This window comes from Pseudoxanthomonas sp. LjRoot127 (genome assembly GCF_964253495.1).
Taxonomy (GTDB): Bacteria; Pseudomonadota; Gammaproteobacteria; order Xanthomonadales; family Xanthomonadaceae; genus Pseudoxanthomonas_A.
Map to the genome: position 1 here is coordinate 3,655,820 of NZ_CAXUQR020000001.1, position 25,347 is coordinate 3,681,166.

The window sequence follows — 25,347 nt, forward strand, 5'->3', positions numbered from 1 at the left end:
CGGCGATGAAGGGGGTGTGTCGGGCTTCAGCCCTTCCAGCGTTTGAAGATCAGCGACGTGTTGATGCCGCCGAACGCGAAGTTGTTGTTCATCACGTAATCGGTCTGCAGTTCGCGGCCCTCGCCCGTGATGTAGTCCAGCGCGGCGCAGCGCGGGTCGCGTTCCTCCAGGTTGAGCGTGGGGGCGAACCAGCCCTCCCGCATCATCTGGAGCGTGATCCACGATTCGTACGCGCCGCAGGCGCCCAGCGTGTGGCCGACATAGCTCTTCAGCGAACTGATGGGCATGCGGTTGCCGAACACGGCTGCCGTGGCCGCGGTTTCCGCGATGTCGCCGTGGTCGGTGGCGGTGCCGTGCGCATTGACATAGCCGATCGCTTCCGGCGACAGGCCTGCGTCTTCCAGCGCCAGGCGCATCGCCTGCGCCATCGTGTCCGCACTGGGCTGGGTGACGTGCTGGCCATCGCTGTTGGTGCCGTAGCCGACGATCTCCGCCAGGATCTCGGCGCCACGCGCCTGCGCATGCGTCAGGTCCTCCAGCACGAGGGTGCACGCGCCCTCGCCCAGGACCAGGCCATCGCGGTTGGCATCGAAGGGACGCGGCGTCAGCTCGGGCTGGTGGTTGCGCACGCTGGTGGCGAACAGCGTGTCGAACACCGCCGCGGCGGTCGCATCCAGCTGCTCGGCACCGCCGGCGATCATCGCGACCTGCTTGCCGCTGCGGACCGCCTCGTAAGCGCACCCGACGCCCTGACTGCCGGATGTACATGCGCTGGACGTGGTGTACACGCGCCCGGTGAGACCGAAGAACACGCCGATGTTCACCGGCGCGGTATGGCTCATCATCTTCAGGTACGTGGTCGCGTTGATGCCTTCGGTGGTGTACTCGTTGAGCATGCGGCCGAAGTCGCCAACGGCCTCGTGGCTGCCGGCGGACGAGCCATACGACACGCCCATCCGGCCGCTCTTCAGCACGGGATCACCCAGCAGTCCGGCCTGCTCGAGGGCGAGTTCGGTGGCGCGCACGGACATCAGCGCGACCCGCCCCATGCTGCGCGTGGTCTTGCGGTTGTAATGCGCGGGCAGGTCGAAGGCTTCGGCTGGCGCGGCCAACCGGGTGTTCAGGCCCTCGTACTTCGCCCAGTCATCCATGTGGCGCACGGCGTTGCGGCATTCGCGCAGGCGAAGGTGCACGCTGGGCCAGTCGTGTCCCAGGGGACTGATGGTGCCCGCGCCAGTGACCACCACGCGTCGATCATTCCGACTCATCCGACCAGTCCTCCGTTGACCGAAATCACCTGCCGGGTGACGTACGACGCCTCTGGCGACATCAGGAACGCCACGACGGCCGCCACTTCCCCGGGCGTGCCGACACGCTTCATCGGGATCATCTTCAGCGCCTCGTCGACCACCTCGCCACTGACCATCTCCGTGTCGATCAGGCCCGGGGCGACGCAGTTCACGGTGATCGCGCGACTGGCCAGTTCCAGCGCCAGCGCCTTGGTGGCGCCGATGATGCCGGCCTTCGCCGCGCTGTAGTTCACCTGTCCCCGGTTGCCCACCAGGCCGGACACCGACGAGAGCGTGACGATGCGGCCCGGCTTGCGCCGCCGCACCATCGGCATGACCAGCGGGTTGAGCACGTTGTAGAACCCGTCGAGGTTCGTCCGCAGCACCGCGTCCCAGTCATCGGCGCTCATCGCCGGGAACGCGGTGTCGCGGGCGATGCCGGCGTTGCAGACCACGCCGTGGTACGCCCCGTGCGCGGTGACGTCGGCCTCCAGTGCCTGCGCGGCCGCGGTGCGGTCGGCCACATCGAAGGCCAGGACGCGCGACGCACGTCCCAGCGCACGAACCTGGCCGGCGACGCCCTCCGCTTCTTCCACACGGCTGCGGCAATGCACGACGATATCGAAACCGTCCTGCGCAAGCCGCAACGCGATGGCCTTGCCGATCCCCCGGCTCCCCCCGGTGACCAGGATCGTGTTGTCTGCACTCATTCCTGCGTACTCTCCAGATAAGCCATCGCGTCCGGTGGTTCGAACACCGACACGTTGGCGGTCGCCAGTTCCTCGCCGTCCCCCAGGATGCGGCAGCGGAACATGCCCAGCCCATTGTCGCCCAGCAACTCGCGGGTCGCCTCCACCTGCAGCACGCTGCCGGCGCGGAACCACGAGGTCCGGCTCTCGTAACGGCGCGTGCCCAGCAGGAACCCGATCGACGGTTCACGCCCCGAGGCCCGCGCGTGGCAGCCGGCCCAGGCGGCGATGGTCTGGGCCATGTATTCGATGCCCACCCAGGCGGGCACGCCCTCCGCATGGCTGAACGGCCCCTCGTCGGGCACCCGCAGTTCGACCACCACGGTGTCCTCGTCCCAGTCCACCAATCGATCGACCATGCGCATCGTGCCGCGATGCGGCACCACGCGCGCGATGTCGTACAGCTCGCGCATCATCCTGCTCCGAATACCAGTACGGCGTTGCTGCCACCGAACGCGAACGACTGGCTCAGCACATGGCGCAGCGGCCCGTTGGCGGTGGCGCCGGGTGCCACGAACGCCAGCGGCGGAAGGTCGCCGTCGACGACGCCATCCCACCAGTGCGGTGGCAGCCGATGGCGGGGATTGTCGGTCATCGCCAGCCAGCACAGGCCGGCTTCGATCGCGCCCGCGGCACCGAGCGTATGCCCGGTCAACGGCTTGGTGGAACTCGCCGGTACCTCGCCGCCGAGCGCCGCCGTCACTGCTCGGCTTTCCATCGCGTCGTTCTGCGGCGTGGCGGTTCCGTGCAGGTTGACGTAATCGATCTGCGACGGCGACAGCTGCGCGCGCGCCAGCGCCTGGCCGATGGCGGTGACGGCACCGATGCCCTGCGGCTCGGGCGCCGAGATGTGGTGTGCGTCGGCGGTCTCGCCCCACCCCGCTAGGCGGACGGGGCCTTCCGCACGCGTCATCAGGAACAGTGCCGCCCCTTCGCCGATGTTGATCCCATGGCGGTTCGCCGAGAATGGGTTGCAGCGCTCGGCCGACACGGACTCCAGCGCCATGAAGCCGCGCACGGTGAACTCGCACAGGGAATCCGACCCCCCTGTGATCACCGCATCGACCAGTCCGCTGCGCAGCAGGCGGGCCGCCGATGCCATGGCCTTCGCGCTGGAAGAGCATGCCGTGGAAATCGTCCAGGCGGGACCGCGGGCGCCCGATTCGGCGGCGAGGAAGCGCGACGGCGCGCCGATCTCCTGCTGCACGTAATGGAAGCCGTCGGGCCATTGCCGGTGATGCTGCCAGTGCGTCATCGCCCGTTCGGCCTCGCCGATGCCGGAGGTACTGGTGCCGACCACGATGGCGACCCGCGCGGGGCCGTGCCGGTCGATGGCCCGCTGCACGGCGTCCTCGATCTGGAGGTAGGCCGCACGCAGCAAGGCATTGTTGCGGCCGTGCAACGGGAGCGGATGATGCGCGAGCGACGGCAGGCCGCCCTCGACCGTCCCCAGTGCGAGGCATCGCCCGGGCATGAACGTGTCGTCGAGCATCACGCCACCCGGCGCGTCATCGCGGAACAGCGCCTCGCGCACGGCCTCCGTCCCGTCGCCGAGCGCACAGACGATGCCGAGCTCGTTCAGGAAGATCGCACCGCCCCTCATGGATCCAGCGCTCCGCCGGCCACGGATTCGATCGTCAGTTCGTAGTCGTCGACGCCATTGCGTACGCGCAGCGTCGTGGCATCGACCTGCTCGCGCTGCAACCAGACCTGTCCGTTCCTGCGCAACTCACGGAACGCCCCTTGCTCGACCACCGTCCAGTCCGCTGGAAGTACGGCCCGGATCGCATCCGCCGGCCACAGGCTGAACTGCACATCGTCGAGCACCCGCTCGCCGCGCACGGCAGCGGGCAGCCACGCCGCGCGTTGCTCTACGAGCGCCGTGCCATCCCACTGCAGCCGCACGCCGGTCCGGCCCATGGCCTGTACCGCGAGCCGGACATCGGTGGCGTCGACTTCCAGCAGCGCATCCAGTTCGCGCACGTGCGGGCCGAAACGGAACACCAGGCGCTGTTGCACGGCCAGGTCGTGGCCCAGCGCCGCAGGCGCCAGTCGCAACGCGGGAAGTTCCACCGCGGGCTTTTGCGGACGCGTTGCGCATCCCGCCAGCAGCACGCCGGCGAGCAGCAGTGCGATCAACCGGTGCACAGCTGCTCCAGCACCTGCAGGCGGCGCTGCGTGTCGGCCACGTAGGGATTCTTCTTGTCCCAGGCATAGCCGGCGAGGATCGAACAGATCATGCGTCGGATGTCCGGCTGCGGATCCGGGTGGAAGATGATCTTCTGGAAACCACCCGCGTACCACGACTCGACGAAACGGCGGAAGGTCTGCACGCCGCCACGCAGCGGAATGGCGAACTCGGTCTCCCAGTCCACCGGTTCGCCGGCGTAGTGGCGGCGCAGGCATTCGCTGGCGAGTTGCGCCGACTTGAACGCGATGGTCACGCCCGAGGAAAACACCGGATCGAGGAACTCGCCCGCATTGCCCAGCAGCGCATAACCCGGTCCCCACAGCGAGGCGACGTTGGCGGAGTAGCCGGTGATCTGGCGTACCGGCAGCACCGCCCATTCGGCGTTCTTCAGCAACCGCGTCAGGTTGGGGTCTTCGCCGACGATGGCCTGCAGGCGCTCCAGGTCGGTGCCCGCGTAGCGATCGAGGAACGCGGTTTCCGCCACCACGCCGAGCGAGCAGCAGCCATTCGAGAACGGGATGGTCCAGTACCAGACGTCGACGTGTTCCGGATGCGTGGTGATCAGGATCTTGTTGCGATCGAAGCCCGCGCCGGGGGGGATGTGGTCGCGCACGTGGGTGAAGATGGCGCCGCGTACCGGGAAGTTCGACGGCGACTCGAGCTTCAGCAGGCGCGGCAGCAGTCGGCCGAAGCCGCTGGCGTCGAGCATGAAGTCGGCTTCGATCACGTACTCCTCGCCGTCCGGCGAGCGCACGGTGACGCGCGGAGCATGACCGGGCTCGGCGGACAGCACCTCGTGGCGGTAGCGCACCTCGGCCCCCATGCGCTCGGCGCCCTTTGCCAGGACATGGTCGAAGTCGGCACGCTGCACCTGGTACGTGGTCCCCCAGCCCTCCGAGAACTTGTCGCGGAAATCGAACTCGGTGGTGCGCTCCCCGCGCACGAAAGCGGCGCCGTTCTTGTACTGGAAGCCCGCCTCCACCACGTCCTGCAGGAGTCCGGCGGCCTGGATGTATTCCATGCTCTGCGGGAGGAGGCTCTCGCCGATGGAAAAGCGCGGGAACTGTTCGCGCTCGATGATGAGGACCTTGCGACCTTGCTGCCGCAGCAGGGCGGCCGCCACCGAGCCGGCGGGGCCTGCGCCGATGATCAGGATGTCGGTGCGTTCCGTTTTCATTCCACGTCGTGTCCAGGCAAGGGAGAAACATCCGGCGCAGGCCGGAACAGGGTCGACAGCAGCCAGACCAGGCCGATGCCGAACAGCAGGGTCAGGCCGAACGCGCGCAAGGCAGGCGTCGCCGACAGCCCCAGCAGGCCGAACGACAGCCAGGTACTGGCCGCCCCCACGCATACCGCGAGCCACGCGCTGGCATCGCCACGGTGCTCGACCAGGAAGATGCCGTAGTCGATCCCCATGCCGAGCAAGAGCATCAGCGCCAGCACGTTGAACAACTGCAACGGCTGGCCCAGCCAGCCCAGCAATGCCACGGTCAGCACGCCCGCCAGCACCGTCGGCGTGATCACACGCCAGGCCTGTCCGCGATAGCGTACGGCCAGCACCACGAACACCACTGCCACGCCCGCCAGCAGCAGCCAGGACATCATGTGGCGGTAGTGCGTGAGGAGGCGTGAAATGTCGGCCGTGCGATCGACCCAGCGCACACCCTCGAGACCGACCGCCTGCGCCGCGAACGTTGCGAGGGCGTCCGGCCGCGACAGGTCGTTGACCATCACCACCGACGCCATGCCCTCGCCCACCTGCCCGAGCCAGAGATGGCGTACCGGCAGCGATGCCGGCGATGCGAGGAAGGCATCGATGTCCATCGCCCCCGGGGCGAATCCGCCGCGCGCCACCGACTCTCCGGTAACCGCGGACAAGCGCGCCAGTACGTCGCGCTCGATACGCGACGTCAGCGCAGCATCTTCGTCCTGTTGGCGCTTCGAGGGCAGCCAATCGCTCAGTGCGCGGTGACCACCGACCTTCCCTTTCGCCTCCGCTTCACGAAGGCGCGCCACCAGGCGTTCCTCGCGTTGCAGCACCTGTTCGGCATCGCGCCCCTGCACGAGGAAGAACTGCGCCGGGCTGGGCATGCCCAGCAGGTGACCGACGTCGCGCTGCTGCGTGATCAGCGCCGGTGGCGACGACTGCAGGCCGCGAAGGTCGTCCTTGCCCTGTACGCGCATCAGGCCGGGCACCGCGATGGCCAGGACGACGACGGCGAGCGCGACACCGCCACGACGACCGGACAGGCGCGGCCATCGCACCAGCGTACCGCCCAGCCAACGCGAGAAGCCGGTCGTGCGGACCTGCCCACCATCCAGCCACGGGAAGAAGAAGATCACCGTCAGGAAGGCCGACGCCAGGCCGACCACGGAGAACAGCGCCATCTGCCGCAGGCCGGGGAACGGTGCCAACCCCAGCGCCAGATACGCCATGGCGCTGGTCAGCAGTGCCAGCCACAGGCCGGGCAGCAGATGGCGCAGCAGCGACCAGCGTCGCTCGCTGGCCACGCCCTGACGCGATGCGAACCAGTGGATGCCGTAGTCCTCCGCCACGCCAACGAGGCTTGCGCCGAAGATCAGCGTCAGCAGGTGCACCTTTCCGAAGACCAGCACGGTGACCGTCATCGCGACCGCGCAGCCGACCAGCAGCGACATCGCCACCAGCAACAGGGGACGCAGCGAGCGGAACGCCAGCCACACCAGCAGCAGCACGGCCGCCAGCGAGCCCCAGCCGATGGTATTGACCTCGCGGCGGGCCTGCACCGCGGCCGATTCGGCATGCAGGGGCACCCCGGCCTTCAGCACGCGGATGCCGGGCGCCGCCGCCATCGCGGCGCCGGTCGCCGCGTCGAGCAGATCCTGCAGATGGCGTTCGCCGTCCAGCCTGAAGGCCGAGGTGCGCAACGTGTACTGCAGCACCGCCCAGTGGCGGTTCTCGGCCTGCAGCAGTCCGTCACCGTCCACTGCCATCCCCGACGCGGCCGCCTGCGCCTGCCACCACTGCGGCCACAGTCCGAGTGGATCGCTGCGCCACTCGGTCAGGCGCGGCGCCCCCATGGGACCGTACAGCGACGCCAGTGCGGACTCGGCCAAGGCTTCGGGCGTCGCCTGCGCCAGCGTGTCCCGCTGGGATGCAGTCAGCAAGCGATCGCGATGCGGTGCCAGCACGTCGCGCGCCTGGGCGAACCAGTCTTCCGGCGACCCAGCCGACGCCAGCATCGCCTGCGCCGCCGGGCGTGCAAGCGACGCCTCGAACGCCGCCCGTGCCTTCAGCGCGTCCTCCACCTCCGTGGCGCCCAGCATGACCACCACGTCGCGCGCACTGTTCTCCGCGATGCGTCGGGTCGCATCGGACACCGTCGGGTCGCCGGCCTCCTGGGGCAGCAGCGCCAGCACGTCGCTGTCGATGCGCGGCGACTGCCAGAACCGCCATTGGTGCCACGCCACGGCAGCCAGGACCACCAACCACGCCACGGCAAGCCAGCGCCAGCCGCGCAACGGTCGCACCCTCGTCACCGCGGGCACAGGATCACTCAAACCGGGCCGCCTCGTCGCGCGACAGGGTCGCGGGCGATTCGCTCATGCCGCTGAAGCGCAGGCGCGTGAGGTCGCCGTTGGCCTCGCGCAGCTCCACCTCACGCACATAGCGGTCGCCCGACAGGCGCACCGAGTTGAAGGCCTGCGCCACCTGCCGCGAACGTGGCACCAGCGTCATCTTCCAGCCACGCGCCGCAGGCTCCGCCTTCACCTCGAAGGTCGACGTCAGCGCCTTCATGTCGCCGCTCATCAGCGCGAACATCATCGCGTTGACACTGCGAAGCCCGGGTTGTTGCCGGCCATCGACTTCCAACCGGCGGCTGCCGTCTCGCTGGCGGCTGAGGATGCGATCCTGCGTGATGACGATTTCGGACGGGAACGGCGCCGTCGTCGACCACACCACGCCCTTGTCGCGCACCAGCAGGAAACGACCATTCGAGCGCAGCGGATTCCTGAAGCCGGCCACCTGCTTTTCCTGGCTGAACTCGCCCCGCAACAGCGGCACCTGCGCCACCTGGGAACGCACCTCCGCCAACGGATCGGCGGACGCCGGGTTGACGATTCCACCCGCCATGAGGGCAAGCGCGAAAGCGGAAACGAGACCGCGGATCTTGTTCATGGCGCAGCGACTCCCAACCGTTCCCACAGGACAGGCGGGCACTGATAGCGCATCTCGCCTGAAGCGGCGTCGACCGCCACCTGGATCGTGTGCGCGCGCGTCAGCACCTCGCCACTTCCGGCGTCGCGAATCTCGTAGTCCATCCTCAAGCGGTTCTCCCACTCGCTGATGCGGGCCGTCACGAGCAGGGCCTGCGCGTACCGCAGCGGGCGGATGTACTTCACGCGCGTATCGACGATCGGCCACATGTAGCCGGATGCATGCATCTGCGGGTAGTCGTAGTCGAACCGCTGCAGCAACGCGCAACGGGCGATTTCAAGGTACTTGAAGTAGTGGCCGTGCCAGACCACCTGCATGGCATCGCAATCGTGGAAGGCCGGGCTGAGCGGGATCTCGATCGCCAGGTCGGCGCGAAGGTCAGGCGGCATAGACATCCCAGCGTTCCTCCCGGATGTCGACCAGCAGCTGGCGCAGTTCGCCATCCAGTGCGCGATCCTCCTCGACCAGCGCGATGCGCGCCTGCAGGTCGGCGTACATCGTCGCCGGGCCTTCGCCCAGCGTGGATTGCAGCCCGACGCGCTCGCGCAGCGCCAGTGCCTGGCGTGCGGCGATCAGCATGCCGGCGACCACCTGCTCGGTCAGCTCGATCACGCGCAGACAATCGCGCGCGGCGATCGTGCCCATGCTGACCTTGTCCTGGTTGTGGCATTCGGTGGAACGCGAGAAGACCGAGGCCGGCATCGTCAGCTTCAAGGCCTCGGCGGTCCACGCCGACACGCTGATCTGCAACGCCTTCAGGCCGTGGTTGATCGCCGCGCGCGGCCCCGTCGCGCCGGACAGGTTCGCCGGCAGGCCGTGGTTGTAGCGCGCATCCACGATCAGGGCCAGCTGCCGGTCCAGCAAGTCGGCGACATTGGCCACGGTGTTCTTCAGCGAATCCATCGCGAACGCGATGTGTCCGCCATAGAAGTGGCCTCCGTGCAGGATCTGCTCGCGCTCGGGGTCGATCAGCGGATTGTCGTTGGCGCTGTTGAGTTCGGTCTCGATCAGCTGGCGCAGGAACGGCAATGCGTCTTCCAGCACGCCGATCACGTGCGGCGCGCAACGCAACGAGTAACGGTCCTGCAGGCGCTGCTCATTGCGGGGCGGCCGGTCGCTGTGCAGGTCTTCGCGCAACCGCTGCGCCACGCGCGACTGGCCGGGATGCGGCTTCGCGGCGAACAGCACGGCGTCGAAATGGTGCGCGTTGCCGTCGGCGGCCAGCACGTTGAACGCGGTCAACCGCGTCGCCAGGCGCGACAGGTATTCGGCGCGATGGAACGCCAGGCAGGCAAGCGCGGTCATCACGGCGGTCCCGTTCATGATCGCCAGTCCCTCCTTGGGACGCAGCGTCAGCGGCGCCATGCCGATCTCGGCGAGCGCGTCGCGTGCCGGACGCTGGCGCCCGCCGTGCATGACGTCGCGCTCGCCGCACAGCACGGCGGCCACGTACGACAGCGGCGTCAGGTCGCCGCTCGCACCGACCGATCCTTCCGCGGGAATCAGGGGCAGCACGTCGTGGCGCAGCAGCTTCGCCAACCCTTCCAGCAGCGGCACGCTGACACCTGACATGCCCCGCACCAGCGACGCCAGCCGCGCCGCCAGCACCGCACGTGTCTCGGTTTCGTCCAGGAAGCGGCCGAGGCCGCACCCATGGTAGGTGTACAGGTGGTGCGGCAGTTCCGCGACCAGTGCCGGCGGAATGTTCACCGTGCAGGAATCGCCATACCCGGTGGTGACGCCATAGATGACGCCCTCCTCCTCCAGCAGTCGACTGAGGAAGTCGGCGCCACGCGCGATGCGCGCCCGGAAGGCGGGATCTGCGGACAGCACCGGCGGCACGCGGCGCTGCGCCAGGGCGACGACGTCCTCGATGCGCAGCGGAGCGTCGCCGAAGACCGGCGCCACGGAGTCATTCATTGCGGGGCTCATGCGGTACCTGATCCCAGAAGGGGTAGAAGTTGAACCAGTCGTAGGGCGACAGGTGGACCTGCTGTTCCAGCCACCGCGCGAACTGTGCAGCGTAGCCGGCCAGGGCGGCATCGCGCGAGCCGCGCGGCAACGCGATGCGTTCGGCGAACGCGTCCATGCGCACCCGGTAGCCGTCGCCTTCATGCGTGCACGCCATGGTGAACACCGGGCACTTCAGCGCGGCACCCAGCACGTAGGCTCCGATCGGGAACGGGGCTTCATGGCCCAGGAAGGAGGCCGTCACCGTACGCCCGCCGCGCAGCGGGACACGATCGCCGGCGATGGCGACGAACTCGCCCCGCGCCACGCGCTCGGATAACCTCACCGCATCGGCGGGCCCCAGGTCCGTGACCTGGAGCAGTTCAACGCGCGTGGTCTCGTCCAGGCGACGCATCATGCGGTTGAAGCGCTCGGCGTGCGCCGTGTGCACCAGCGCCGTCAGGCGAAGGCCGGGAACCTGCTCGGCCATCACCTGGCAGAGCTCCAGGCATCCCAGGTGCCCGGTGACGATCAGCCCGCCCTCCCCCGACCTGACCCGCGCCAGCACGCCCTCCCGCTGCATGCGGACGCGTCCGATCGGGTAGCGGTGGCCCAGCGCGAGGATCTTGTCGAGCATCGTCTCGGCGAACATCGCGAAGTGGTGCAGGCTCTGCCACACGCCCGGCCGCGACGGCGGCACGCCCGAATGTGCATGCAGGCGCCGCAGGTACTGCAGCGACGCACGCCGCGCGGTGCCATTGAGCAGCCAATGCACGAGGACCACCGGATAGACGCACAAGCGGAAGGGCCAGCGCCCCAGCCAGCGATGCACCGCGCAGAGCAGCAGGATCCCGCGTACGGAGGTGGATTCGCCGATGTCGGCCCAGTGCTCGCTGCGCCGGCTCATGGCGACGCCACCGACCTGCGGCCGCGCAGCAGGCGCGGCAACCGCCGCACCATGCCGAAGAACAGCCGCGCATGCATGCGGCTGATGCGCACGTTGTCGCGCCATACGTCGAAGTGCGACACGCCATCGAGCGGATAGGTCACGCGCGTCGGCAGGTTGTGCACGCGGATGCCGCGCCAGAACAGGCGCACCAGCACCTCTACGTCGAAGTCCATGCGCCGCCCGATGGTCTCCTCGTCCATCAGTTTCAGCACCGGAGGCAGCGGATAGACTCGGAAGCCGCACATCGAATCGCGGATCGCGAAGGACACGGTATTGATCCACACCCATACGTGGGTGAGGTAGCGGCCGTAGAGCCGGCCCTTCGGCACGCTCTCGTCGTAGACCGGCACGCCACAGATTACGTCGCCCGGATGCGCCTGCGCCAGCGCGAGGAAGCGCGGAATGTCGGCGGGGTCGTGCTGGCCATCGGCATCGATCTGCAGCACATGGGTGTGCCCATGGCGGCTCGCGTCGCGGAACCCCGCCAGCACGGCGCCTCCCTTGCCCTGGTTCACCGGCAGCCGGAGCAGGCGCACCTGCGGCGCATGCAGCGCGGCCAGACGGTCGAGCTCGAGGGCGCACGCCGGGCCCGAGCCGTCATCCACCAGAAGGCAGGCGTTGCCGGTGTGTAGCACGCCCGCCACCATCGTGGCGATGGCGTGCTCGTGGTCGAACACCGGGATCACGACCAGCGGGCGGAAGGCGAGCGGCGGCGCCACGGATTCACCCCTCATGGACGAACACCACGCGACCACTGGCATGCGGACCCTGCACGGAGGTGTAGCGGAACACGAGCGTGGCGCGATCCGCCTGCCATTCCAGGTCGAGGTGGATCAGGTCGCCGGGACGCGCCACGCGCTGGAACTTCAGCGCTTCCATGCGAAGGAAGCACGGGGGAATCGCGAAGACCTCGCGCGCCAGCTGTACCGCCCAGTCGAGTTGCGCGACCCCCGGCAGGACTGCGGCCTGGTTGAAATGGCCGTCGAAGACGGCGAGCGACGCGTCCAGCGACATGTCGGCGCGTGCGCGCGCCGACTCGCGGAGCGTCCAGCATGCGGCCGGGCGCTCGGGGCGGAACAGGGCGGTCAGTGCCGCCTCGGTGACCTTGCCTTGCGCGTTGGTCGGCAACGCCGTCGCGAAGCGCCAGCGCCGCGGCCGGGTCACCGCATCCTGCATCTCCGCCAGGTGCCGCGACAACGACTGCGACAGCGCACGCCGGGCCATCGCGTCTTGCGGCACCGGCACGCCGTCGGCCATCGCGACGACGGCCGCCAGCGCGCTGCGCGCGCCACCGAGCAGCAGCACGCGCGCCTCCCTGACCGCCGGGTGCGCCTGGATCCGGCGCTCCAGCGCATCCAGCGAGACGCGACGCTCTTCCACCTTCACGATACGGTCTGCCCGGCCCAGCAGACGGAATCCGCCCGCACCATCGGCTTCCGCGCGGTCCTGGCTGCGCCACCACGCGTCGCCGGCCAGGTGCGGCGAATGCACTTCGAGCACGCCTTCCTGCAAACGCCAGTCGACGCCGGGTAACGGCGTCCAGACCGGAACTTCCGTCTCCCAGCGGCGCCAGGCGATGCCGCCGGTCTCGCTGCTGCCCAGGATCTCGGTGGGCGGCACGCCCAGCAGCCGGGCCACATCGTGCGCAGCATCGGCGGGCAACGCGCCCCCTGACGAGAACACCGCGCGCAGCCGCCCATGCAGCGATGCCCATGACAGCTGCGCCGGCAAGCGCTTGAGGTGCGCCGGACTGGCGACCAGCACCGCGTCCTGGCCGTCCATCGCGGCCAGCAGATCTTCGGGAAAGAACGCACGCGGCACGATGGCGCGGCCCGCGGCCAGCGGCCACAACACCCGGAACAGAAGGCCGTAGATATGCTGGTGCGACACGGTGCCATGCACCGCCACGCCGTCCAGGCCGCGCCCGAGCGCGGCTTCCAGCGCGTGCACCTCGGCGTCGAGTTGCCGCAGGCGCTTCTCGATGGCGACCGGCTCGCCCGTGCTTCCGGAGGTGAAGACGACGAGACGCGTGGCGTCCGCGTCCAGCGGTCGCGCCACGCAGGGGGTGTCCGGCAGATCATCCGGCGACGCGGCATCGCTCTCGAGCCAGTCGCCCGCGAAACCGTCCACGTGCGCGCGCAGGCGGGCCTGGGTGCCTGCCAGCGCGTCGCCCGGCAACACCACGGTCTTGCCCGCATGCCACGCGCCATACAGGGCGGCGGCGAAGCGCGAGGCGTCATCGAAGTGCAGCGCCCAACTCGACCCCGGCAGACGGTGGAACGTCGCCTGCCAGCGCAGCGCCTCGTGCTGGAACACCGCATGGTCCGCCGACTCGCTTCCCGCCGCGATGAACGCCCGTCCCGGCAACGGGCGCAGCGCGACCTCGCCCAACGAGCGCCACTCAGTCATGGCGATGTCCTGCCTTCACCCGCTGGCGCACCAGCCACTCGCCGCCGAACAACAGGCCGATCAGTCCGTAGGCGATCAATCCGTTGTAGAGCGCCCACGTCCGGTCAGACGTCCACAGCGCCGTGACCAGCGCGAGTGCGCCATTGAGCACGAAGAAGCCGCACCACACCTGAGTGACGCGGCGCGTGTAGGCCACGCCGGCGGGCGGGAGGTCGGGCTCGGTCAGCCGCGCGATGCGCTCCACCGCCGACGGCGGAAACGCCAGGCTGCTCGCGAACACGATCAGCATCACCGCATTGATCAGGGCCGGATAGAGCTTGAGCGGCAACGCCTGGTTGAACACGGTGGCCAGGGCCGCAAGCAGTGCGGCGCCCGCGGCCGCCACCAGCCAGACCGCCTGGCGCGTCGCGATGGCGCGCAGCACCGCGAGGGCTAGCAGCAGGACCGCCAGCCAGCGCGGCTCGAAGCGACCCATCGCCCAATAGACCACTAGGGGGTAAGCCACCGACAACGCCACGAAGATGGCCGCGCCTATCCGGGACACGGGCACGCGGCCTGCGCTCAGGCGGCTTGGTCGCGGATCAGGCCGTACAGCACGTCCACGATGTCCTGCACCGTGCGCACCGACTTGAAGGCATCCGGCTGCAGGCTGCGGCCCAGCAGCGGCTTCAGCTGCACGATCAGGTCCACCGCATCGATGCTGTCGATGTCGAGGTCGTCGTAGAGCCGGGCGTCGGGCGTGATGCGCGCGGGCTCGATCTCGAAGCTGTCATGCAGGATCGTCACGATCCGGTCGAAAAGTTCGTTCTTGGTCATCTTGCCAGTCCTGCCGTCCCTGCTCAGGCCTTGCCTTGCGAGGCGACGAAGTCCGCCAGGGCACGCACGCTGGCGAAATGCCGGCGGGTTTCCTGCGAATCGGCGGAGAGCGCCACGCCGTAGCGCTTCTGCAGCGCAAGGCCCAGTTCGAGCGCGTCGATCGAATCCAGTCCCAGCCCCTCCACGAACAGCGGGGCGCCGGTATCGATGTCGTCGGGGGTGATGTCCTCCAGCGACAGCGATGAAATGATCAATTCCTTGATCTCGTGCTCAAGTGCCTGCACGCGATGGATCTCCCGCAAAGTAGTTGGCCAGATGTTCCGTGAGCCGCCGGGCTGCCAGCGCCTCTCCCCCCGCCGCTGGATCCGCCCCCTCCATTCCGTTCAGGAACGGGGCGATCGGCAGGTCTTCCTGAACATCGATCACCATGTGGAATCGCACCGGCGGCACACGATACCACTTCTCCCCTTTCCCCAGCGTCAGCGGCGAGCACGTGATCCGCACCGGCGTGATGTCCAGCGCGCCGCGCACCGCGATGTTCGCGGCACCGCGCTGCAGCTTCAACGGCTGCCCCGGCGTGGTCCGGGTTCCTTCCGGGAAGATCACCAGCGCGCCACCGGCGCGGACCGCGGCAATGCAGTCTTCCACCAGCCCTGCGCCGTCGTCGTTGGCGACGTAGCCTGCGGCACGCACGGGGCCGCGCATGAACGGATTGCGCGCCACCGCCGACTTCACCACGCAATCCGCATTGGGAAGCAGCGACACCAGCAGGACGACGTCGATCAGCGTCGGGTGGTTGGCAAGGACCAGCAGGCCCCTGCGCGCCAGCCGCTCGCGGCCCCGGATCTCGTACGTCATCAGCCCAAGGCGGCGCATCAGTTCGACATGGGCGGCGAAACTGCGCTGGACGATGCGCCGGGACCAGCGGCGGCGGCGCTCGGAGTCACGCACCAGCCAAAGCATCGGCGGCAGCACGAACACGCCCAGGAACAACCCGCCGACGCCGAACGCAAGGAAGCTCAGTCCGGTACCGAAGACGCGCCAGGCATGGTCGACGCGCTCACGCATCGCGCTGCCACCGCCATGTCATGCCGTCGGCCCGCCACTGCCATGCCGCCTCGCCTGACAGCAGGAAGCGCAGGACCTCCAGACCGTGCGGCAGGGTGGCGGCCGCGAGCTCCGATTCGCCCGCCTCGCCCTCCCACGCCAGCCGCAATGCAGGCGCCGAGCCGTCGGCAGGCGCGATACGCCAGCACCAGGCGAAACCGGCGTCCGGCTCGTCCGCGAAGCTGGCGTAGATCCCGGGCAGCGGCGCTTCGTACACCACCAGCAGCACCTCCGGCGCCCCATCCGCCAGCAATACCGCCGCCTCGACGCACGCGGCTTCTACCGTCGCCATGCCACCGGCCAGGGCGATGTAGTTGCCGCGCTCCCGTCGCAGGATCGAGTACAGCGCCGCGATGGCGTTGTGCACCGACAGGCCGAACGTGGTGGGCGACGGTGGTTGCTCAGTCGCCAGGGCTTCCAGCAGTTCCATCGAACGCGCCACGTCGCCGTGCCGCGACGCGAAGATGAGGGGCGTGCCGTTTTCTTCAGCGTGCTGGCACCAGAACGCCGTCTGGATCGCCATCCGCCCGAGCCGTTCGATGCGCCTTCGCTGCATCGCGGGCACCTCCGCCAGCGCAGGGGTCTCTTCGCCAACCGGCAGCCACGGGGCGGTGGCCCACGCACGCCATGCGTCGCGGTCCACCAGACCGGGCGCCCATGCGGACCATTCCTTCACTGAAAACGCGATCATCCGCCTTGCGATGCCTCTCGATGTCCGGTCGCTTATTTCAACCGCATGCACCTTCCACCGCCAGCCGTGAAATTTTTCGTAACGGATGCTTGCGCATCGGAAATTGCCTAGCTATCATTCCGCTCCTGCCAGCACGTGGGGCCATAGCTCAGCTGGGAGAGCGCCTGCATGGCATGCAGGAGGTCGGCGGTTCGATCCCGCCTGGCTCCACCAACTTCCGGACAATAGGCCGTCCGGAGTAAAATCTGGCGACAACTTTCGTGCGTCCCCATCGTCTAGAGGCCTAGGACATTACCCTTTCACGGTAGCGACCGGGGTTCGAATCCCCGTGGGGACGCCAATCTTTCAAGGCCCGGGAAACCGGGCCTTTCTTTTTGCCTTCGCCGAGCGCGCACGCGGCCTCGAAGACATCCACGCGAACATCACGAGGGCGCGCGTAAAAACCTCGGAAGGCCACCGGTCCTCCCACCGCGTAGCGCAGCAGTACCCACCCTCCCCGGCCGCCGCCATGACACACGACACCCTTGTAAACGAGCTGGTTTCCCACGTGCCGCTCCATCGGGACACGCGATGGAGTGCGGGATCGCTGGGACTGGACGAGGCGACGTTCGACGCCATCGCGCTTCGCCTGCTGGCACTGGAAGCGCGGGGTGCGGTCGACGTGACGAATCTTTCCCGCGACAACCGTCACGGCCTGAGCCGGCTCAACGCCATCCGCTTCGTTCGCGTGGCCTGAACCACCGGCAAGGCGATGCGACGTCAGGCGACGTCGCGCGCCGTCGTGACGGGTTGCAATGTCGCCACGCCATGCCCCTGCTCGCCCAGGTACTCGAGCCATTTGCCGAGGAAGGTATTCATGCGCATGCGGTGGCTGATGACTTCCGCCGGCGGGGGATACAGGCCGATGACGTCCTGCCATCGCCGGCCGACATAACAGTGCGTCGCCTCGGCCTGGTGCGCGTCGCGATACAGTCGGACGAACGCGGACGGGTCCGGTTCGCCGGTCAGCGGGTCGCAGATGTCGTAGGTCAGGCGCAACTCGACCGTGTACCGATGGGTCTCGATGACATCCAGACGTACGTCGAGCCCATCGCCGATACGGGAGACGTACGTACCGACCGCCAGGTGCTCCGGCGCGAACAGGCGCGTCAGCCGTGCGTGGTTTTCCGCGTAGAGCGCCATCAGCCAGCCGAAGCGGCCAAGCCGGGGAATGCGGGCGTTACGTGCGAGTGCCTGGGACATGGTCCGATCCTACACGCGGTTGCGCGCCGGCGGCAGCATTGACGCCTCGCCGGGTGCGGCCTAAGTTAAGGGTTCCCGGGACCACCGCCGGGCCCGGCCTTCCTCAGTACATGTCGCGCTGCAGGCCCAGCGTGGAAAGCACCTTGCTGGAAATCTCCTCGATCGACTTGTTGGTGGTGCTGAGCGTGGGCAGCCGTTCCACCTGGAACATCGCCTCGGCCGCGGCCACCTCGCGCTTGCAGGTTTCCATCTTCGCGTAGCTGGAGTTGGGGCGGCGCTCCTGCCGGATCTGGTGCAGGCGATCAGGATCGATGGTCAACGCGAACAGCTTGCGCCGATAGGGGCGCAGTCGCGCCGGCAGCCTGTCGGTCTCGAGATCGCCATCGGTCAAGGGATAGTTCGCTGCGCGGATGCCGTAATGCAGGGCCAGGTAGACGCAGGTGGGCGTCTTGCCCGCACGCGATACGGCCACCAGGATCACGTCGGCCTCGTCGTAGTTCACCGCCATGCCGTCGTCGTGGGTCAGCGCGAAATTCATCGCATTGATTCGCCGGTGGTAGGTCTCGAAATCCACAAGGCCATGCGCCTGCCCCACGCGCGACTGGCGCTGCTGGCCGAGTTCGCGCTCCAGCGGCTCGATGAAGGGGGCGAACACGTCGAGCATCAGTGCGCCGCTTTCGGCGACCAGTGCGCTCAGCGCCGGATCCACGCACGAATTGATGACGATGGGCCGGCTGCCCAGCTTTTCGCCCATGCGGCGAATGCGATCGGCGGCATCGCGCGCTTTTTCCTCGTCATCGACGAAGGAGAGCCGGTCCGTCTGGAAGCGCATGCCGGCGAACTGGGTCAGCAGGCTGTGGCCGATCGTCTCGGCGGTGATACCGGTGCCATCGGAGACATAGAACACCGGGCGCAGCTCAGACATGCCCTTCCCCTTCCCGCTTCACCATGGAAACCCCCGTCAGATCAAGCTTGTCTGCAATTGGTATGCACTGCATCATATCGCCTCTTTCCCCATGGACACGGCACCCCACGCCGATGGTCATCGGCATGGCGCGGCCTGCTTCGGAGCATTGCGCTTGAACGAGAAAATCCTGTGGTTGCACGAGCTGCGCCTGGCCGACCTGGCCCGCGTAGGTGGCAAGAATTCGTCACTGGGCGAAATGATCGGCCACCTGGCCAACCTGGGGGTGTCGGTCCCCGGAGGCTATGCGACCACCGCGGAGGCGTTCAAGGCCTTCATCGCGCACAACGACCTGTCCAAGCGCATCTTCGACAAGCTGGCCACGCTCGATGTCGAGGATGTCGCGGCTTTGACGGCCGCCGGCAAAGAGATCCGCGGCTGGGTCATCGACGCGCCGCTGCAGCCCGACCTGGATGCCGACATCCGAGCTGCCTACGCGAAGCTGTCCTCCGAAAACGGCGGCGGCGACATCGCCGTGGCCGTGCGCTCGTCGGCTACCGCCGAGGACCTGCCCGACGCGTCGTTCGCCGGCCAGCAGGAAACCTTCCTCAACGTCACCGGCGCCGACGATGTCGTGCACAAGGTGAAGGAAGTCTTCGCCAGCCTCTACAACGACCGCGCCATCGCCTACCGCGTGCACCACGGCTTCAAGCACGAGGACGTGTTCCTGTCGGCCGGCGTGCAGCTGATGGTGCGCTCCGGCGTCGGCGCCTCGGGCGTCCTGTTCACGCTGGACACCGAATCCGGTTTCCGCGACGTGGTGTTCGTGACCTCCAGCTTCGGCCTGGGAGAGATGGTCGTGCAGGGCGCGGTGAACCCGGATGAGTTCTACGTCTACAAGCCCACGCTGAAACAGGGCAAGCCGGCCATCCTGCGCCGCTCGCTCGGCAGCAAGGCGCTGCGCATGGTGTATTCGGACGTACCCGGCGAACGCGTCCGCACGGAAGACACGCCGGCAAACCTGCGTGCCACCTTCTCCATCACCGATGAGGATGTGCACGAACTGTCGAAGCAGGCCCTGGTCATCGAGCAGCATTACGGCCGCCCGATGGACATCGAGTGGGCGAAGGACGGCGTCACCGGCAAGCTCTTCATCGTGCAGGCGCGCCCGGAAACGGTGAAATCGCGTGCCAAGGCCACGCAGATCGAGCGCTACGCGCTGGAGACGCGCGGCGAAGTGATCGCCGAGGGACGCGCCATCGGCCAGAAGATCGGCAGCGGCGTCGCCCGCGTGGTGCGCTCGCTGGACGACATGGCCCGCGTGCAGCCGGGTGACGTGCTGGTGGCGGACATGACCGACCCCGACTGGGAGCCGGTGATGAAGCGCGCCAGCGCCATCGTCACCAACCGCGGCGGCCGCACCTGCCATGCGGCGATCATCGCCCGCGAGCTCGGCGTGCCGGCCGTGGTCGGGACAGGCAACGCACTGGACCTGATCGACGACGGCGTCGAGGTCACGGTGAGCTGCGCGGAAGGCGACACCGGCTTCATCTACGCCGGCAACCTTCCCTTCGAGCGCACCACGACCGATCTGGCGGCGATGCCCGAAGCGCCGTTGAAGATCATGATGAACGTGGCCAACCCGGAGCGCGCGTTCGATTTCGGCCAGTTGCCGAATGCGGGCATCGGCCTGGCACGACTTGAAATGATCATCGCCAGCCACATCGGCGTGCATCCGCTCGCCTTGCTGGAGTACGACCGCCAGGACCTCGACGTCCGCAAGAAGATCGACGCCAAAACCGCCGGCTACGCCGATCCGGTCAGCTTCTACGTGGATCGCCTGGCCGAGGGCATCGCGACCATCACCGCATCGGTCGCGCCGCATCCGGTGATCGTGCGCCTGTCGGACTTCAAGTCCAACGAGTACGCCAATCTGATCGGCGGCAGCCGCTACGAGCCGCATGAAGAAAACCCGATGATCGGCTTCCGCGGCGCCAGCCGTTACGTCGATCCGTCGTTCGAACCGGCGTTCGCGCTGGAATGCCAGGCCGTGCGCCGCGTGCGCGACGACATGGGCCTGGACAACCTGTGGGTCATGATTCCGTTCGTGCGCACGTTGGAGGAAGGCCGCAAGGTCATCGACGTGCTCGCGAAGCACGGTCTGCGCCAGGGCGAGAACGGACTCAAGATCATCATGATGTGCGAGGTGCCGTCGAACGCGCTGCTCGCCGAGGAATTCCTCGACATCTTCGACGGCTTCTCGATCGGGTCGAACGACCTGACCCAGCTGACACTCGGACTGGATCGCGATTCCAGCATCGTCGCCAACCTGTTCGACGAGCGGAATCCGGCGGTCAAGAAGATGCTCTCGATGGCGATCAAGGCCGCACGCAGCAAGGGCAAGTACGTCGGCATCTGCGGCCAGGGCCCCAGCGACCATCCCGATCTCGCCGAGTGGCTGATGGCTGAAGGCATCGAATCGGTATCGCTGAATCCCGACACAGTCGTCGACACCTGGCTGCGCCTGGCGAAGACCAAGGCGGGCTGACCGCCCGCGCGACCGTCTTCACGCGAACGCGGTTACCATCGTCCGGTAGACACAGCACGCCCCTGATGGGGCGTGCTGCATTTCAGGAGTCCTGCATGTCCGCATCCCCCGCCTCGTCCCCGGCCCTCCCCGCCATTCCCACCCAACCCGACGTCCTGCTCAAGGAGCTGCGCGGCATCGACTGGCTCCAGCTCCTGGAGACCTGGGGCCTGAAGCTGCTGGCCGCGGCCGTCATCTTCCTGATCGGCATGTGGCTGGCCAAACGCCTGAGCGCGGGCCTCGAGCGCGTGCTGGGCCGCACGCATGCGGACGCGACGCTGGGAGGCTTCCTGCGCCGCGCAAGCTACGCGGCCATGATGGTGCTGGTCATCATCACCGCGCTCACCTCGCTGGGCGTCAACCCGACCTCGATGCTCGCGGTGCTCGGTGCCGCCGGCCTGGCGGTGGGCTTGGCATTGAAGGATTCGCTGTCGAACATCGCCTCCGGCGTGATGCTGATCGTGCTGCGCCCTTTCCGCGATGGCGACTTCGTGCAAGCCGGCGGGTTGGAAGGCATCGTCGAGGAGGTGCGCATCTTCCAGACCCGCATGCGCACGCTCGACAACCGCCTGATCGTGCTTCCGAACAGCCTGATCACCACCGCGCCGATCATCAACTTCACCGCCAAGCCACATCGCCGCATCGACATCCCGGTGGGCGTCGGCTATGACGACGATCTCAAGCAGGCCAAGTCCATCCTGCTGAAGATCGCACAGGACCATCCGCTCGTGCTGGATGAGCCGGCGCCCAGCGTGATCGTCAGCAAGCTGAGCGAGAGCAGCGTCGACCTGATCCTGCTGGCGTGGACGAAGACCAAGGATTTCGGCGAGACCAAGAGCGACCTCACCGAGGCCGTACGCACCGAGATCATCGGCCAAGGGCTCAACATCCCCTATCCGCAACGCGACCTGCACGTCTACCACCATAACGGCGATGGTGCGCCGCTGGGCGATATCGTCACCAAGGGCGTGGCCGACGACGGCGACGTGGCGAAACCGGCCACGTAGCGTACGACCTGCGCACGACGCGCGGTGATGGTTCCAGAGCGGCGTGCGCATGGCGCACACCAGGTCACTCGCCGGCGAGCGCCGCCATGTGCTTGCGGTAGTGGCGCAGTTCCTCGATGGAATCGCGCACGTCGCTAAGTGCCGTATGGCTGGCCTGCTTGCGCACCCCTTCCAGCACCTGCGGCGCCCAGCGTCGCGCCAGCTCCTTCAGCGTACTGACGTCCAGGTTGCGGTAGTGGAAGTACTTCTCCAGCCTCGGCATCAGCCGATGCAGGAAGCGGCGGTCCTGGCAGATCGAGTTGCCGCACATCGGCGAAGCGCCCGCCGGCAGCCACTCGGCCAGGAAGGCCACCGTCTGCGCTTCGGCCTGCCCCAGCGACACGTCGCTTTCCACCACGCGCTTCCACAGCCCCGACCGGCCATGCTGGTTCCGGTTCCAGTCGTCCATCGCCTCCAGCACGGAGACCGGATGCGCGATCGCGAACTCGGGGCCCTCCGCCAGCACGTTCAACTTCGAATCGGTCACCACGGTGGCGATTTCCAGGATGGAATCGCGATCGGTATCCAACCCTGTCATCTCCAGGTCGATCCAGATCAGGCGGTCATTGTTCGCGTTGTTCGAGGCCATGCGGGAATCCGTGACGGAGAGAAAGCCCGGGAATCCTCACCGGGGATGCGGCAACACCGCTTCATGTCATCATAACGCAGACCACCCCGGCGACCGGCCCATGAATCCCTCCACCGACCATGCCGTGCTCACCGCGATGCTCGCACCGGCATTCTTCCTGACCGCAACGGCATCGCTGCTGCTGTCGGCGAACAACCGCCTGGCGCGCATCATCGACCGGGCACGCACCCTGTTGCGCGAGTTGGCCGACGCGGAGGATGAAGCCGACCGCACGCTACTCGAGAAGCGCATCGGACTGCAGCGCCTGCGCAGCCTGATCATCCTGCGCGCGGGCCAGCTGCTCTATGGCGCGATCAGCTGCTTCGTCGGCACCAGCCTGGCCGTTGCCGTGGATACGTTCACTGGCCATCGGCTCGGCTCGCTGCCTACGTGGCTGGCCGCCCTTGGCGTGGTGGCCATGCTGGCGGCGAGCCTGCTGCTCGCACGCGAGTCGACGCTGGCGGTCACGGCCATCAACGAAGAGATGGACCACCGCAAGGTGAAACGGAAGTTCCCGACACCCTAGACGAGCGGTCGCCCGCGCTTGGCGCGGAAGTAGTTGGTCAGGCGGCGCCCTGCCTCATCGCCCAGTACACCGCCCCGGAGCTCGATGCGGTGGTTGTGCCGCGGATCGGCGATCAGGTCGAACACGCTGCCGCAAGCGCCGGTCTTCGGGTCGCTGGCGCCGTAGACCACGCGCGCGACCCGGGCGTGCACGAGCGCCATGGCGCACATCGCGCACGGCTCCAGGGTCACGTAGAGCGTGCTGTCTATCAGACGGTGATTGCCTGTCGCCTTGCCCGCTTCACGCATCGCCACGATTTCGGCATGCGCCGTCGGATCGTGGTCGAGGATGTTGCGGTTCCAGCCTTCGCCCAACACCTCGCCGTCGGCACCCACCAGCACGGCGCCGACCGGAATTTCATCGAACTCGCGCTCGGCACGGTCCGCCAGGGCGAACGCGTGCCGCATCCAGTGCTCGTCGTCGTGACCGGCCATCACTCCCACTCGATGGTGGCCGGCGGCTTGCCCGAGATGTCGTAGACCACGCGCGAGACGCCACGCAGCTCATTGATGATGCGGTTGGAGACGGTGCCGAGGAAATCGTACGGCAGGTGCGCCCAATGCGCGGTCATGAAATCGATCGTCTCGACCGCGCGCAGCGCGATCACCCACTCGTACGCACGCGCATCGCCGACGACGCCCACCGACTTCACCGGCAGGAATACGGCGAACGCCTGCGAGGTCTTGTCATACAGATCGGCCTTGCGTAGTTCGTCGATGAAGATCGCATCGGCCTTGGCCAGCAGTTCGGCGTACTCGGGCTTCACTTCGCCCAGGATGCGCACACCCAGGCCGGGGCCCGGGAACGGATGACGATAGACCATCGTGCGCGGCAGGCCGAGCTCGACGCCGAGGCGGCGTACTTCGTCCTTGAACAGCTCGCGCAGCGGTTCGACCAGGCCCAGCTTCATGTGCTCGGGCAGGCCGCCGACGTTGTGGTGGCTCTTGATGACGTGCGCCTTGCCGGTCTTGCTGCCGGCCGACTCGATCACGTCCGGATAGATCGTGCCCTGCGCCAGCCACTTGGCATTCTTCAGCTTGTTCGACTCTTCTTCGAAGATCTCGACGAACAGGTTGCCGATGATCTTGCGCTTGGCTTCCGGGTCGGCGACGCCTTCCAGCGCGCTGAAATAGCGGTCGGCCGCGTTGACGCGCACGACTTTGACGCCCATGTGCTCGGCGAACATCGCCATCACCTGGTCGCCCTCCTGCCAGCGCAGCAGGCCGGTATCGACGAACACGCAGGTCAGCTGGTCGCCGATCGCCTTGTGCAGCAGCGCGGCCACGACCGACGAATCCACGCCACCGGACAGGCCGAGGATCACCTCGTCAGAGCCGACCTGCTCGCGCACGCGGGCGATCTGGTCGTCGATGATGTTCGCGGCCGTCCAAAGCGTCTTGCAGTCGCAGATCTCGGCGACGAAGCGGCGCAGCAGCGTCTGGCCCTGCTTGGTGTGCGTCACTTCCGGATGGAACTGCACGCCGTACCAGCGCTTTTCTTCCAACGCCATCGCCGCGACCGGAATGCGGTCGGTGGTGGCGGTGATCGTCCAGCCCGGCGGCGCCTTGGCGACGTGGTCGCCATGGCTCATCCACACGTCGATGCGCGGCGCACCCTGGTGGTCGCTCAGGCCACCCAGCAACGCGTCGTGCGCGACCAGTTGCACCTCGGCGTGACCGAACTCGCGTGCGTCCGCGGCTTCCGTCGAGCCGCCCAGCTGCGCGGCCAGGGTCTGCATGCCATAGCAGATGCCGAGGATCGGCAGGCCGCTGTCGAACACCTGCTGCGGCGCCGCGGGTGCGCCGTGCTGCGTGGTCGACTCCGGCCCACCCGACAGGATGATGCCCTTGGCGCCGAACTTCGCGATTTCGTCCGGATCGTGGTCCCACGCCCAGATTTCGCAATAGACGCCGATCTCGCGGATGCGGCGGGCGATCAGCTGCGTGTACTGCGCGCCGAAATCGAGGATGAGGATCTTGTCGGTGTGGATATTCGTCATGGTGTCCTGCGGCTATAAACGAAGAAG

27 protein-coding genes and 2 tRNA genes are annotated in these 25,347 nt (G+C 67.8%); 6 read left to right on the top strand and 23 right to left on the bottom strand.

Annotated elements, in window-relative coordinates:
- Nucleotides 1-26: 26 nt before the first annotated feature.
- From ACSQ19_RS17265 to ACSQ19_RS17350, 18 genes are read right to left on the bottom strand one after another with little or no spacing between them, the layout of a single operon-like run.
- A complete protein-coding gene (locus ACSQ19_RS17265) occupies nt 27-1,268 on the bottom strand; it encodes a beta-ketoacyl-ACP synthase (protein ID WP_435998718.1) in 1,242 nt (413 codons plus the stop codon).
- Entirely contained in the window at nt 1,265-1,999 is a 735-nt protein-coding gene (fabG, locus tag ACSQ19_RS17270; protein ID WP_296282256.1) for a 3-oxoacyl-ACP reductase FabG, read from the bottom strand. Before fabG ends, ACSQ19_RS17265 begins: the two co-directional genes overlap by 4 nt.
- On the bottom strand, nt 1,996-2,451 hold the full coding sequence (locus tag ACSQ19_RS17275) for a hotdog family protein (protein WP_299347017.1): 456 nt from the start codon (nt 2,449-2,451) through the stop codon (nt 1,996-1,998). The genes fabG and ACSQ19_RS17275 overlap by 4 nt, the downstream gene beginning before the upstream one ends.
- The gene (locus ACSQ19_RS17280) at nt 2,451-3,641 is read right to left on the bottom strand and encodes a beta-ketoacyl-ACP synthase (RefSeq protein ID WP_435998721.1); all 1,191 of its coding nucleotides are present in this window, start codon (nt 3,639-3,641) and stop codon (nt 2,451-2,453) included. Before ACSQ19_RS17280 ends, ACSQ19_RS17275 begins: the two co-directional genes overlap by 1 nt.
- On the bottom strand, nt 3,638-4,186 hold the full coding sequence (locus ACSQ19_RS17285; protein WP_435998723.1) for a DUF3261 domain-containing protein: 549 nt from the start codon (nt 4,184-4,186) through the stop codon (nt 3,638-3,640). Before ACSQ19_RS17285 ends, ACSQ19_RS17280 begins: the two co-directional genes overlap by 4 nt.
- Nucleotides 4,174-5,406 carry an NAD(P)/FAD-dependent oxidoreductase gene (locus ACSQ19_RS17290; RefSeq protein WP_296282263.1) on the bottom strand — a complete coding sequence of 411 codons (1,233 nt, stop codon included), beginning with the start codon at nt 5,404-5,406 and terminating at the stop codon, nt 4,174-4,176. Before ACSQ19_RS17290 ends, ACSQ19_RS17285 begins: the two co-directional genes overlap by 13 nt.
- Nucleotides 5,403-7,769, bottom strand: a complete 2,367-nt coding sequence (locus ACSQ19_RS17295; RefSeq protein ID WP_435998725.1) for an MMPL family transporter — start codon at nt 7,767-7,769, stop codon at nt 5,403-5,405. The genes ACSQ19_RS17290 and ACSQ19_RS17295 overlap by 4 nt, the downstream gene beginning before the upstream one ends.
- Nucleotides 7,762-8,388 (bottom strand): outer membrane lipoprotein carrier protein LolA, encoded by a 627-nt coding sequence (locus tag ACSQ19_RS17300; protein ID WP_435998727.1) that lies wholly within the window; start codon nt 8,386-8,388, stop codon nt 7,762-7,764. The genes ACSQ19_RS17295 and ACSQ19_RS17300 overlap by 8 nt, the downstream gene beginning before the upstream one ends.
- The gene (locus ACSQ19_RS17305) at nt 8,385-8,816 is read right to left on the bottom strand and encodes an acyl-CoA thioesterase (protein WP_299347053.1); all 432 of its coding nucleotides are present in this window, start codon (nt 8,814-8,816) and stop codon (nt 8,385-8,387) included. Before ACSQ19_RS17305 ends, ACSQ19_RS17300 begins: the two co-directional genes overlap by 4 nt.
- Nucleotides 8,806-10,347, bottom strand: coding sequence for an HAL/PAL/TAL family ammonia-lyase (locus tag ACSQ19_RS17310; RefSeq protein WP_299347007.1), 1,542 nt, complete (start codon nt 10,345-10,347; stop codon nt 8,806-8,808). Before ACSQ19_RS17310 ends, ACSQ19_RS17305 begins: the two co-directional genes overlap by 11 nt.
- On the bottom strand, nt 10,340-11,284 hold the full coding sequence (locus tag ACSQ19_RS17315; protein ID WP_299347005.1) for an LpxL/LpxP family acyltransferase: 945 nt from the start codon (nt 11,282-11,284) through the stop codon (nt 10,340-10,342). Before ACSQ19_RS17315 ends, ACSQ19_RS17310 begins: the two co-directional genes overlap by 8 nt.
- Nucleotides 11,281-12,060: a glycosyltransferase family 2 protein gene (locus ACSQ19_RS17320; protein WP_435998730.1), complete on the bottom strand. Its 780-nt coding sequence runs from the start codon at nt 12,058-12,060 to the stop codon at nt 11,281-11,283. The genes ACSQ19_RS17315 and ACSQ19_RS17320 overlap by 4 nt, the downstream gene beginning before the upstream one ends.
- A complete protein-coding gene (locus ACSQ19_RS17325; RefSeq protein ID WP_435998732.1) occupies nt 12,050-13,735 on the bottom strand; it encodes an AMP-binding protein in 1,686 nt (561 codons plus the stop codon). The genes ACSQ19_RS17320 and ACSQ19_RS17325 overlap by 11 nt, the downstream gene beginning before the upstream one ends.
- Nucleotides 13,728-14,279, bottom strand: a complete 552-nt coding sequence (locus ACSQ19_RS17330) for a hypothetical protein (protein WP_435998734.1) — start codon at nt 14,277-14,279, stop codon at nt 13,728-13,730. Before ACSQ19_RS17330 ends, ACSQ19_RS17325 begins: the two co-directional genes overlap by 8 nt.
- Before the next feature lie 17 nt (nt 14,280-14,296).
- Nucleotides 14,297-14,551, bottom strand: a complete 255-nt coding sequence (locus tag ACSQ19_RS17335; RefSeq protein WP_296282276.1) for an acyl carrier protein — start codon at nt 14,549-14,551, stop codon at nt 14,297-14,299.
- 23 nt (nt 14,552-14,574) lie between these two features.
- Nucleotides 14,575-14,835 carry a phosphopantetheine-binding protein gene (locus tag ACSQ19_RS17340; RefSeq protein ID WP_162337822.1) on the bottom strand — a complete coding sequence of 87 codons (261 nt, stop codon included), beginning with the start codon at nt 14,833-14,835 and terminating at the stop codon, nt 14,575-14,577.
- Nucleotides 14,822-15,619 carry a lysophospholipid acyltransferase family protein gene (locus tag ACSQ19_RS17345; RefSeq protein WP_435998737.1) on the bottom strand — a complete coding sequence of 266 codons (798 nt, stop codon included), beginning with the start codon at nt 15,617-15,619 and terminating at the stop codon, nt 14,822-14,824. The genes ACSQ19_RS17340 and ACSQ19_RS17345 overlap by 14 nt, the downstream gene beginning before the upstream one ends.
- Nucleotides 15,612-16,349 carry a beta-ketoacyl synthase chain length factor gene (locus tag ACSQ19_RS17350; protein WP_435998739.1) on the bottom strand — a complete coding sequence of 246 codons (738 nt, stop codon included), beginning with the start codon at nt 16,347-16,349 and terminating at the stop codon, nt 15,612-15,614. The genes ACSQ19_RS17345 and ACSQ19_RS17350 overlap by 8 nt, the downstream gene beginning before the upstream one ends.
- 137 nt (nt 16,350-16,486) lie before the next feature.
- Here ACSQ19_RS17350 and ACSQ19_RS17355 point away from each other — a divergent pair.
- The 3 genes from ACSQ19_RS17355 (at nt 16,487) to ACSQ19_RS17365 (ending at nt 17,085) form a co-directional block, all read left to right on the top strand.
- Nucleotides 16,487-16,562, top strand: a tRNA-Ala gene (locus ACSQ19_RS17355).
- 51 nt (nt 16,563-16,613) lie between these two features.
- Nucleotides 16,614-16,689 (top strand) — tRNA-Glu (locus ACSQ19_RS17360).
- Between the two features lie 168 nt (nt 16,690-16,857).
- A complete protein-coding gene (locus ACSQ19_RS17365; RefSeq protein WP_435998741.1) occupies nt 16,858-17,085 on the top strand; it encodes a hypothetical protein in 228 nt (75 codons plus the stop codon).
- Between the two features lie 23 nt (nt 17,086-17,108).
- Here ACSQ19_RS17365 and ACSQ19_RS17370 read toward each other — a convergent pair whose 3' ends face one another.
- Nucleotides 17,109-17,591 carry a DUF1249 domain-containing protein gene (locus ACSQ19_RS17370; protein ID WP_435998743.1) on the bottom strand — a complete coding sequence of 161 codons (483 nt, stop codon included), beginning with the start codon at nt 17,589-17,591 and terminating at the stop codon, nt 17,109-17,111.
- Nucleotides 17,592-17,694: 103 nt separating this feature from the next.
- Nucleotides 17,695-18,516, bottom strand: coding sequence for a posphoenolpyruvate synthetase regulatory kinase/phosphorylase PpsR (gene ppsR / locus ACSQ19_RS17375; protein ID WP_435998745.1), 822 nt, complete (start codon nt 18,514-18,516; stop codon nt 17,695-17,697).
- Nucleotides 18,517-18,670: 154 nt separating this feature from the next.
- Here ppsR and ppsA point away from each other — a divergent pair, with 154 nt between their 5' ends.
- Nucleotides 18,671-21,043 (top strand): phosphoenolpyruvate synthase, encoded by a 2,373-nt coding sequence (ppsA, locus tag ACSQ19_RS17380; protein WP_435998747.1) that lies wholly within the window; start codon nt 18,671-18,673, stop codon nt 21,041-21,043.
- Nucleotides 21,044-21,108: 65 nt separating this feature from the next.
- The gene (locus ACSQ19_RS17385) at nt 21,109-22,089 is read left to right on the top strand and encodes a mechanosensitive ion channel family protein (RefSeq protein WP_435998749.1); all 981 of its coding nucleotides are present in this window, start codon (nt 21,109-21,111) and stop codon (nt 22,087-22,089) included.
- 64 nt (nt 22,090-22,153) lie between these two features.
- On the opposite strand, the gene orn is transcribed toward ACSQ19_RS17385, so the two are convergent.
- Nucleotides 22,154-22,717 (bottom strand): oligoribonuclease, encoded by a 564-nt coding sequence (gene orn / locus ACSQ19_RS17390; protein ID WP_296282290.1) that lies wholly within the window; start codon nt 22,715-22,717, stop codon nt 22,154-22,156.
- Nucleotides 22,718-22,817: 100 nt separating this feature from the next.
- Here orn and ACSQ19_RS17395 point away from each other — a divergent pair, with 100 nt between their 5' ends.
- The gene (locus ACSQ19_RS17395; RefSeq protein ID WP_296282292.1) at nt 22,818-23,282 is read left to right on the top strand and encodes a DUF2721 domain-containing protein; all 465 of its coding nucleotides are present in this window, start codon (nt 22,818-22,820) and stop codon (nt 23,280-23,282) included.
- Here ACSQ19_RS17395 and tadA read toward each other — a convergent pair.
- Together tadA and guaA are read right to left on the bottom strand one after the other, a co-directional pair.
- Entirely contained in the window at nt 23,279-23,755 is a 477-nt protein-coding gene (gene tadA, locus ACSQ19_RS17400) for a tRNA adenosine(34) deaminase TadA (RefSeq protein ID WP_299346987.1), read from the bottom strand. The two genes, ACSQ19_RS17395 and tadA, sit on opposite strands and share 4 nt — an antisense overlap.
- Nucleotides 23,755-25,320: a glutamine-hydrolyzing GMP synthase gene (guaA, locus tag ACSQ19_RS17405; RefSeq protein ID WP_435998753.1), complete on the bottom strand. Its 1,566-nt coding sequence runs from the start codon at nt 25,318-25,320 to the stop codon at nt 23,755-23,757. Before guaA ends, tadA begins: the two co-directional genes overlap by 1 nt.
- Nucleotides 25,321-25,347: the final 27 nt, after the last annotated feature.

Excerpts from the sequence above, each read along its gene's own strand:
- ACSQ19_RS17315 (WP_299347005.1), bottom strand. The coding sequence starts at position 11,284 with ATGAGCCGGCGCAGCGAGCACTGGGCCGACATCGGCGAATCCACCTCC.
- ACSQ19_RS17320 (WP_435998730.1), bottom strand. The coding sequence starts at position 12,060 with ATGAGGGGTGAATCCGTGGCGCCGCCGCTCGCCTTCCGCCCGCTGGTC.
- ACSQ19_RS17265 (WP_435998718.1), bottom strand. The coding sequence starts at position 1,268 with ATGAGTCGGAATGATCGACGCGTGGTGGTCACTGGCGCGGGCACCATC.
- fabG (WP_296282256.1), bottom strand. The coding sequence starts at position 1,999 with ATGAGTGCAGACAACACGATCCTGGTCACCGGGGGGAGCCGGGGGATC.
- ACSQ19_RS17305 (WP_299347053.1), bottom strand. The coding sequence starts at position 8,816 with ATGCCGCCTGACCTTCGCGCCGACCTGGCGATCGAGATCCCGCTCAGC.
- orn (WP_296282290.1), bottom strand. The coding sequence starts at position 22,717 with ATGGCCTCGAACAACGCGAACAATGACCGCCTGATCTGGATCGACCTG.
- tadA (WP_299346987.1), bottom strand. The coding sequence starts at position 23,755 with ATGGCCGGTCACGACGACGAGCACTGGATGCGGCACGCGTTCGCCCTG.
- ACSQ19_RS17350 (WP_435998739.1), bottom strand. The coding sequence starts at position 16,349 with ATGATCGCGTTTTCAGTGAAGGAATGGTCCGCATGGGCGCCCGGTCTG.
- guaA (WP_435998753.1), bottom strand. The coding sequence starts at position 25,320 with ATGACGAATATCCACACCGACAAGATCCTCATCCTCGATTTCGGCGCG.
- ACSQ19_RS17325 (WP_435998732.1), bottom strand. The coding sequence starts at position 13,735 with ATGACTGAGTGGCGCTCGTTGGGCGAGGTCGCGCTGCGCCCGTTGCCG.
- ppsR (WP_435998745.1), bottom strand. The coding sequence starts at position 18,516 with ATGTCTGAGCTGCGCCCGGTGTTCTATGTCTCCGATGGCACCGGTATC.
- ACSQ19_RS17290 (WP_296282263.1), bottom strand. The coding sequence starts at position 5,406 with ATGAAAACGGAACGCACCGACATCCTGATCATCGGCGCAGGCCCCGCC.
- ACSQ19_RS17310 (WP_299347007.1), bottom strand. The coding sequence starts at position 10,347 with ATGAATGACTCCGTGGCGCCGGTCTTCGGCGACGCTCCGCTGCGCATC.
- ACSQ19_RS17345 (WP_435998737.1), bottom strand. The coding sequence starts at position 15,619 with ATGCGTGAGCGCGTCGACCATGCCTGGCGCGTCTTCGGTACCGGACTG.
- ACSQ19_RS17365 (WP_435998741.1), top strand. The coding sequence starts at position 16,858 with ATGACACACGACACCCTTGTAAACGAGCTGGTTTCCCACGTGCCGCTC.
- ACSQ19_RS17335 (WP_296282276.1), bottom strand. The coding sequence starts at position 14,551 with ATGACCAAGAACGAACTTTTCGACCGGATCGTGACGATCCTGCATGAC.
- ACSQ19_RS17275 (WP_299347017.1), bottom strand. The coding sequence starts at position 2,451 with ATGCGCGAGCTGTACGACATCGCGCGCGTGGTGCCGCATCGCGGCACG.
- ACSQ19_RS17280 (WP_435998721.1), bottom strand. The coding sequence starts at position 3,641 with ATGAGGGGCGGTGCGATCTTCCTGAACGAGCTCGGCATCGTCTGTGCG.
- ACSQ19_RS17370 (WP_435998743.1), bottom strand. The coding sequence starts at position 17,591 with ATGTCCCAGGCACTCGCACGTAACGCCCGCATTCCCCGGCTTGGCCGC.
- ACSQ19_RS17300 (WP_435998727.1), bottom strand. The coding sequence starts at position 8,388 with ATGAACAAGATCCGCGGTCTCGTTTCCGCTTTCGCGCTTGCCCTCATG.
- ACSQ19_RS17385 (WP_435998749.1), top strand. The coding sequence starts at position 21,109 with ATGGGGCGTGCTGCATTTCAGGAGTCCTGCATGTCCGCATCCCCCGCC.
- ACSQ19_RS17395 (WP_296282292.1), top strand. The coding sequence starts at position 22,818 with ATGAATCCCTCCACCGACCATGCCGTGCTCACCGCGATGCTCGCACCG.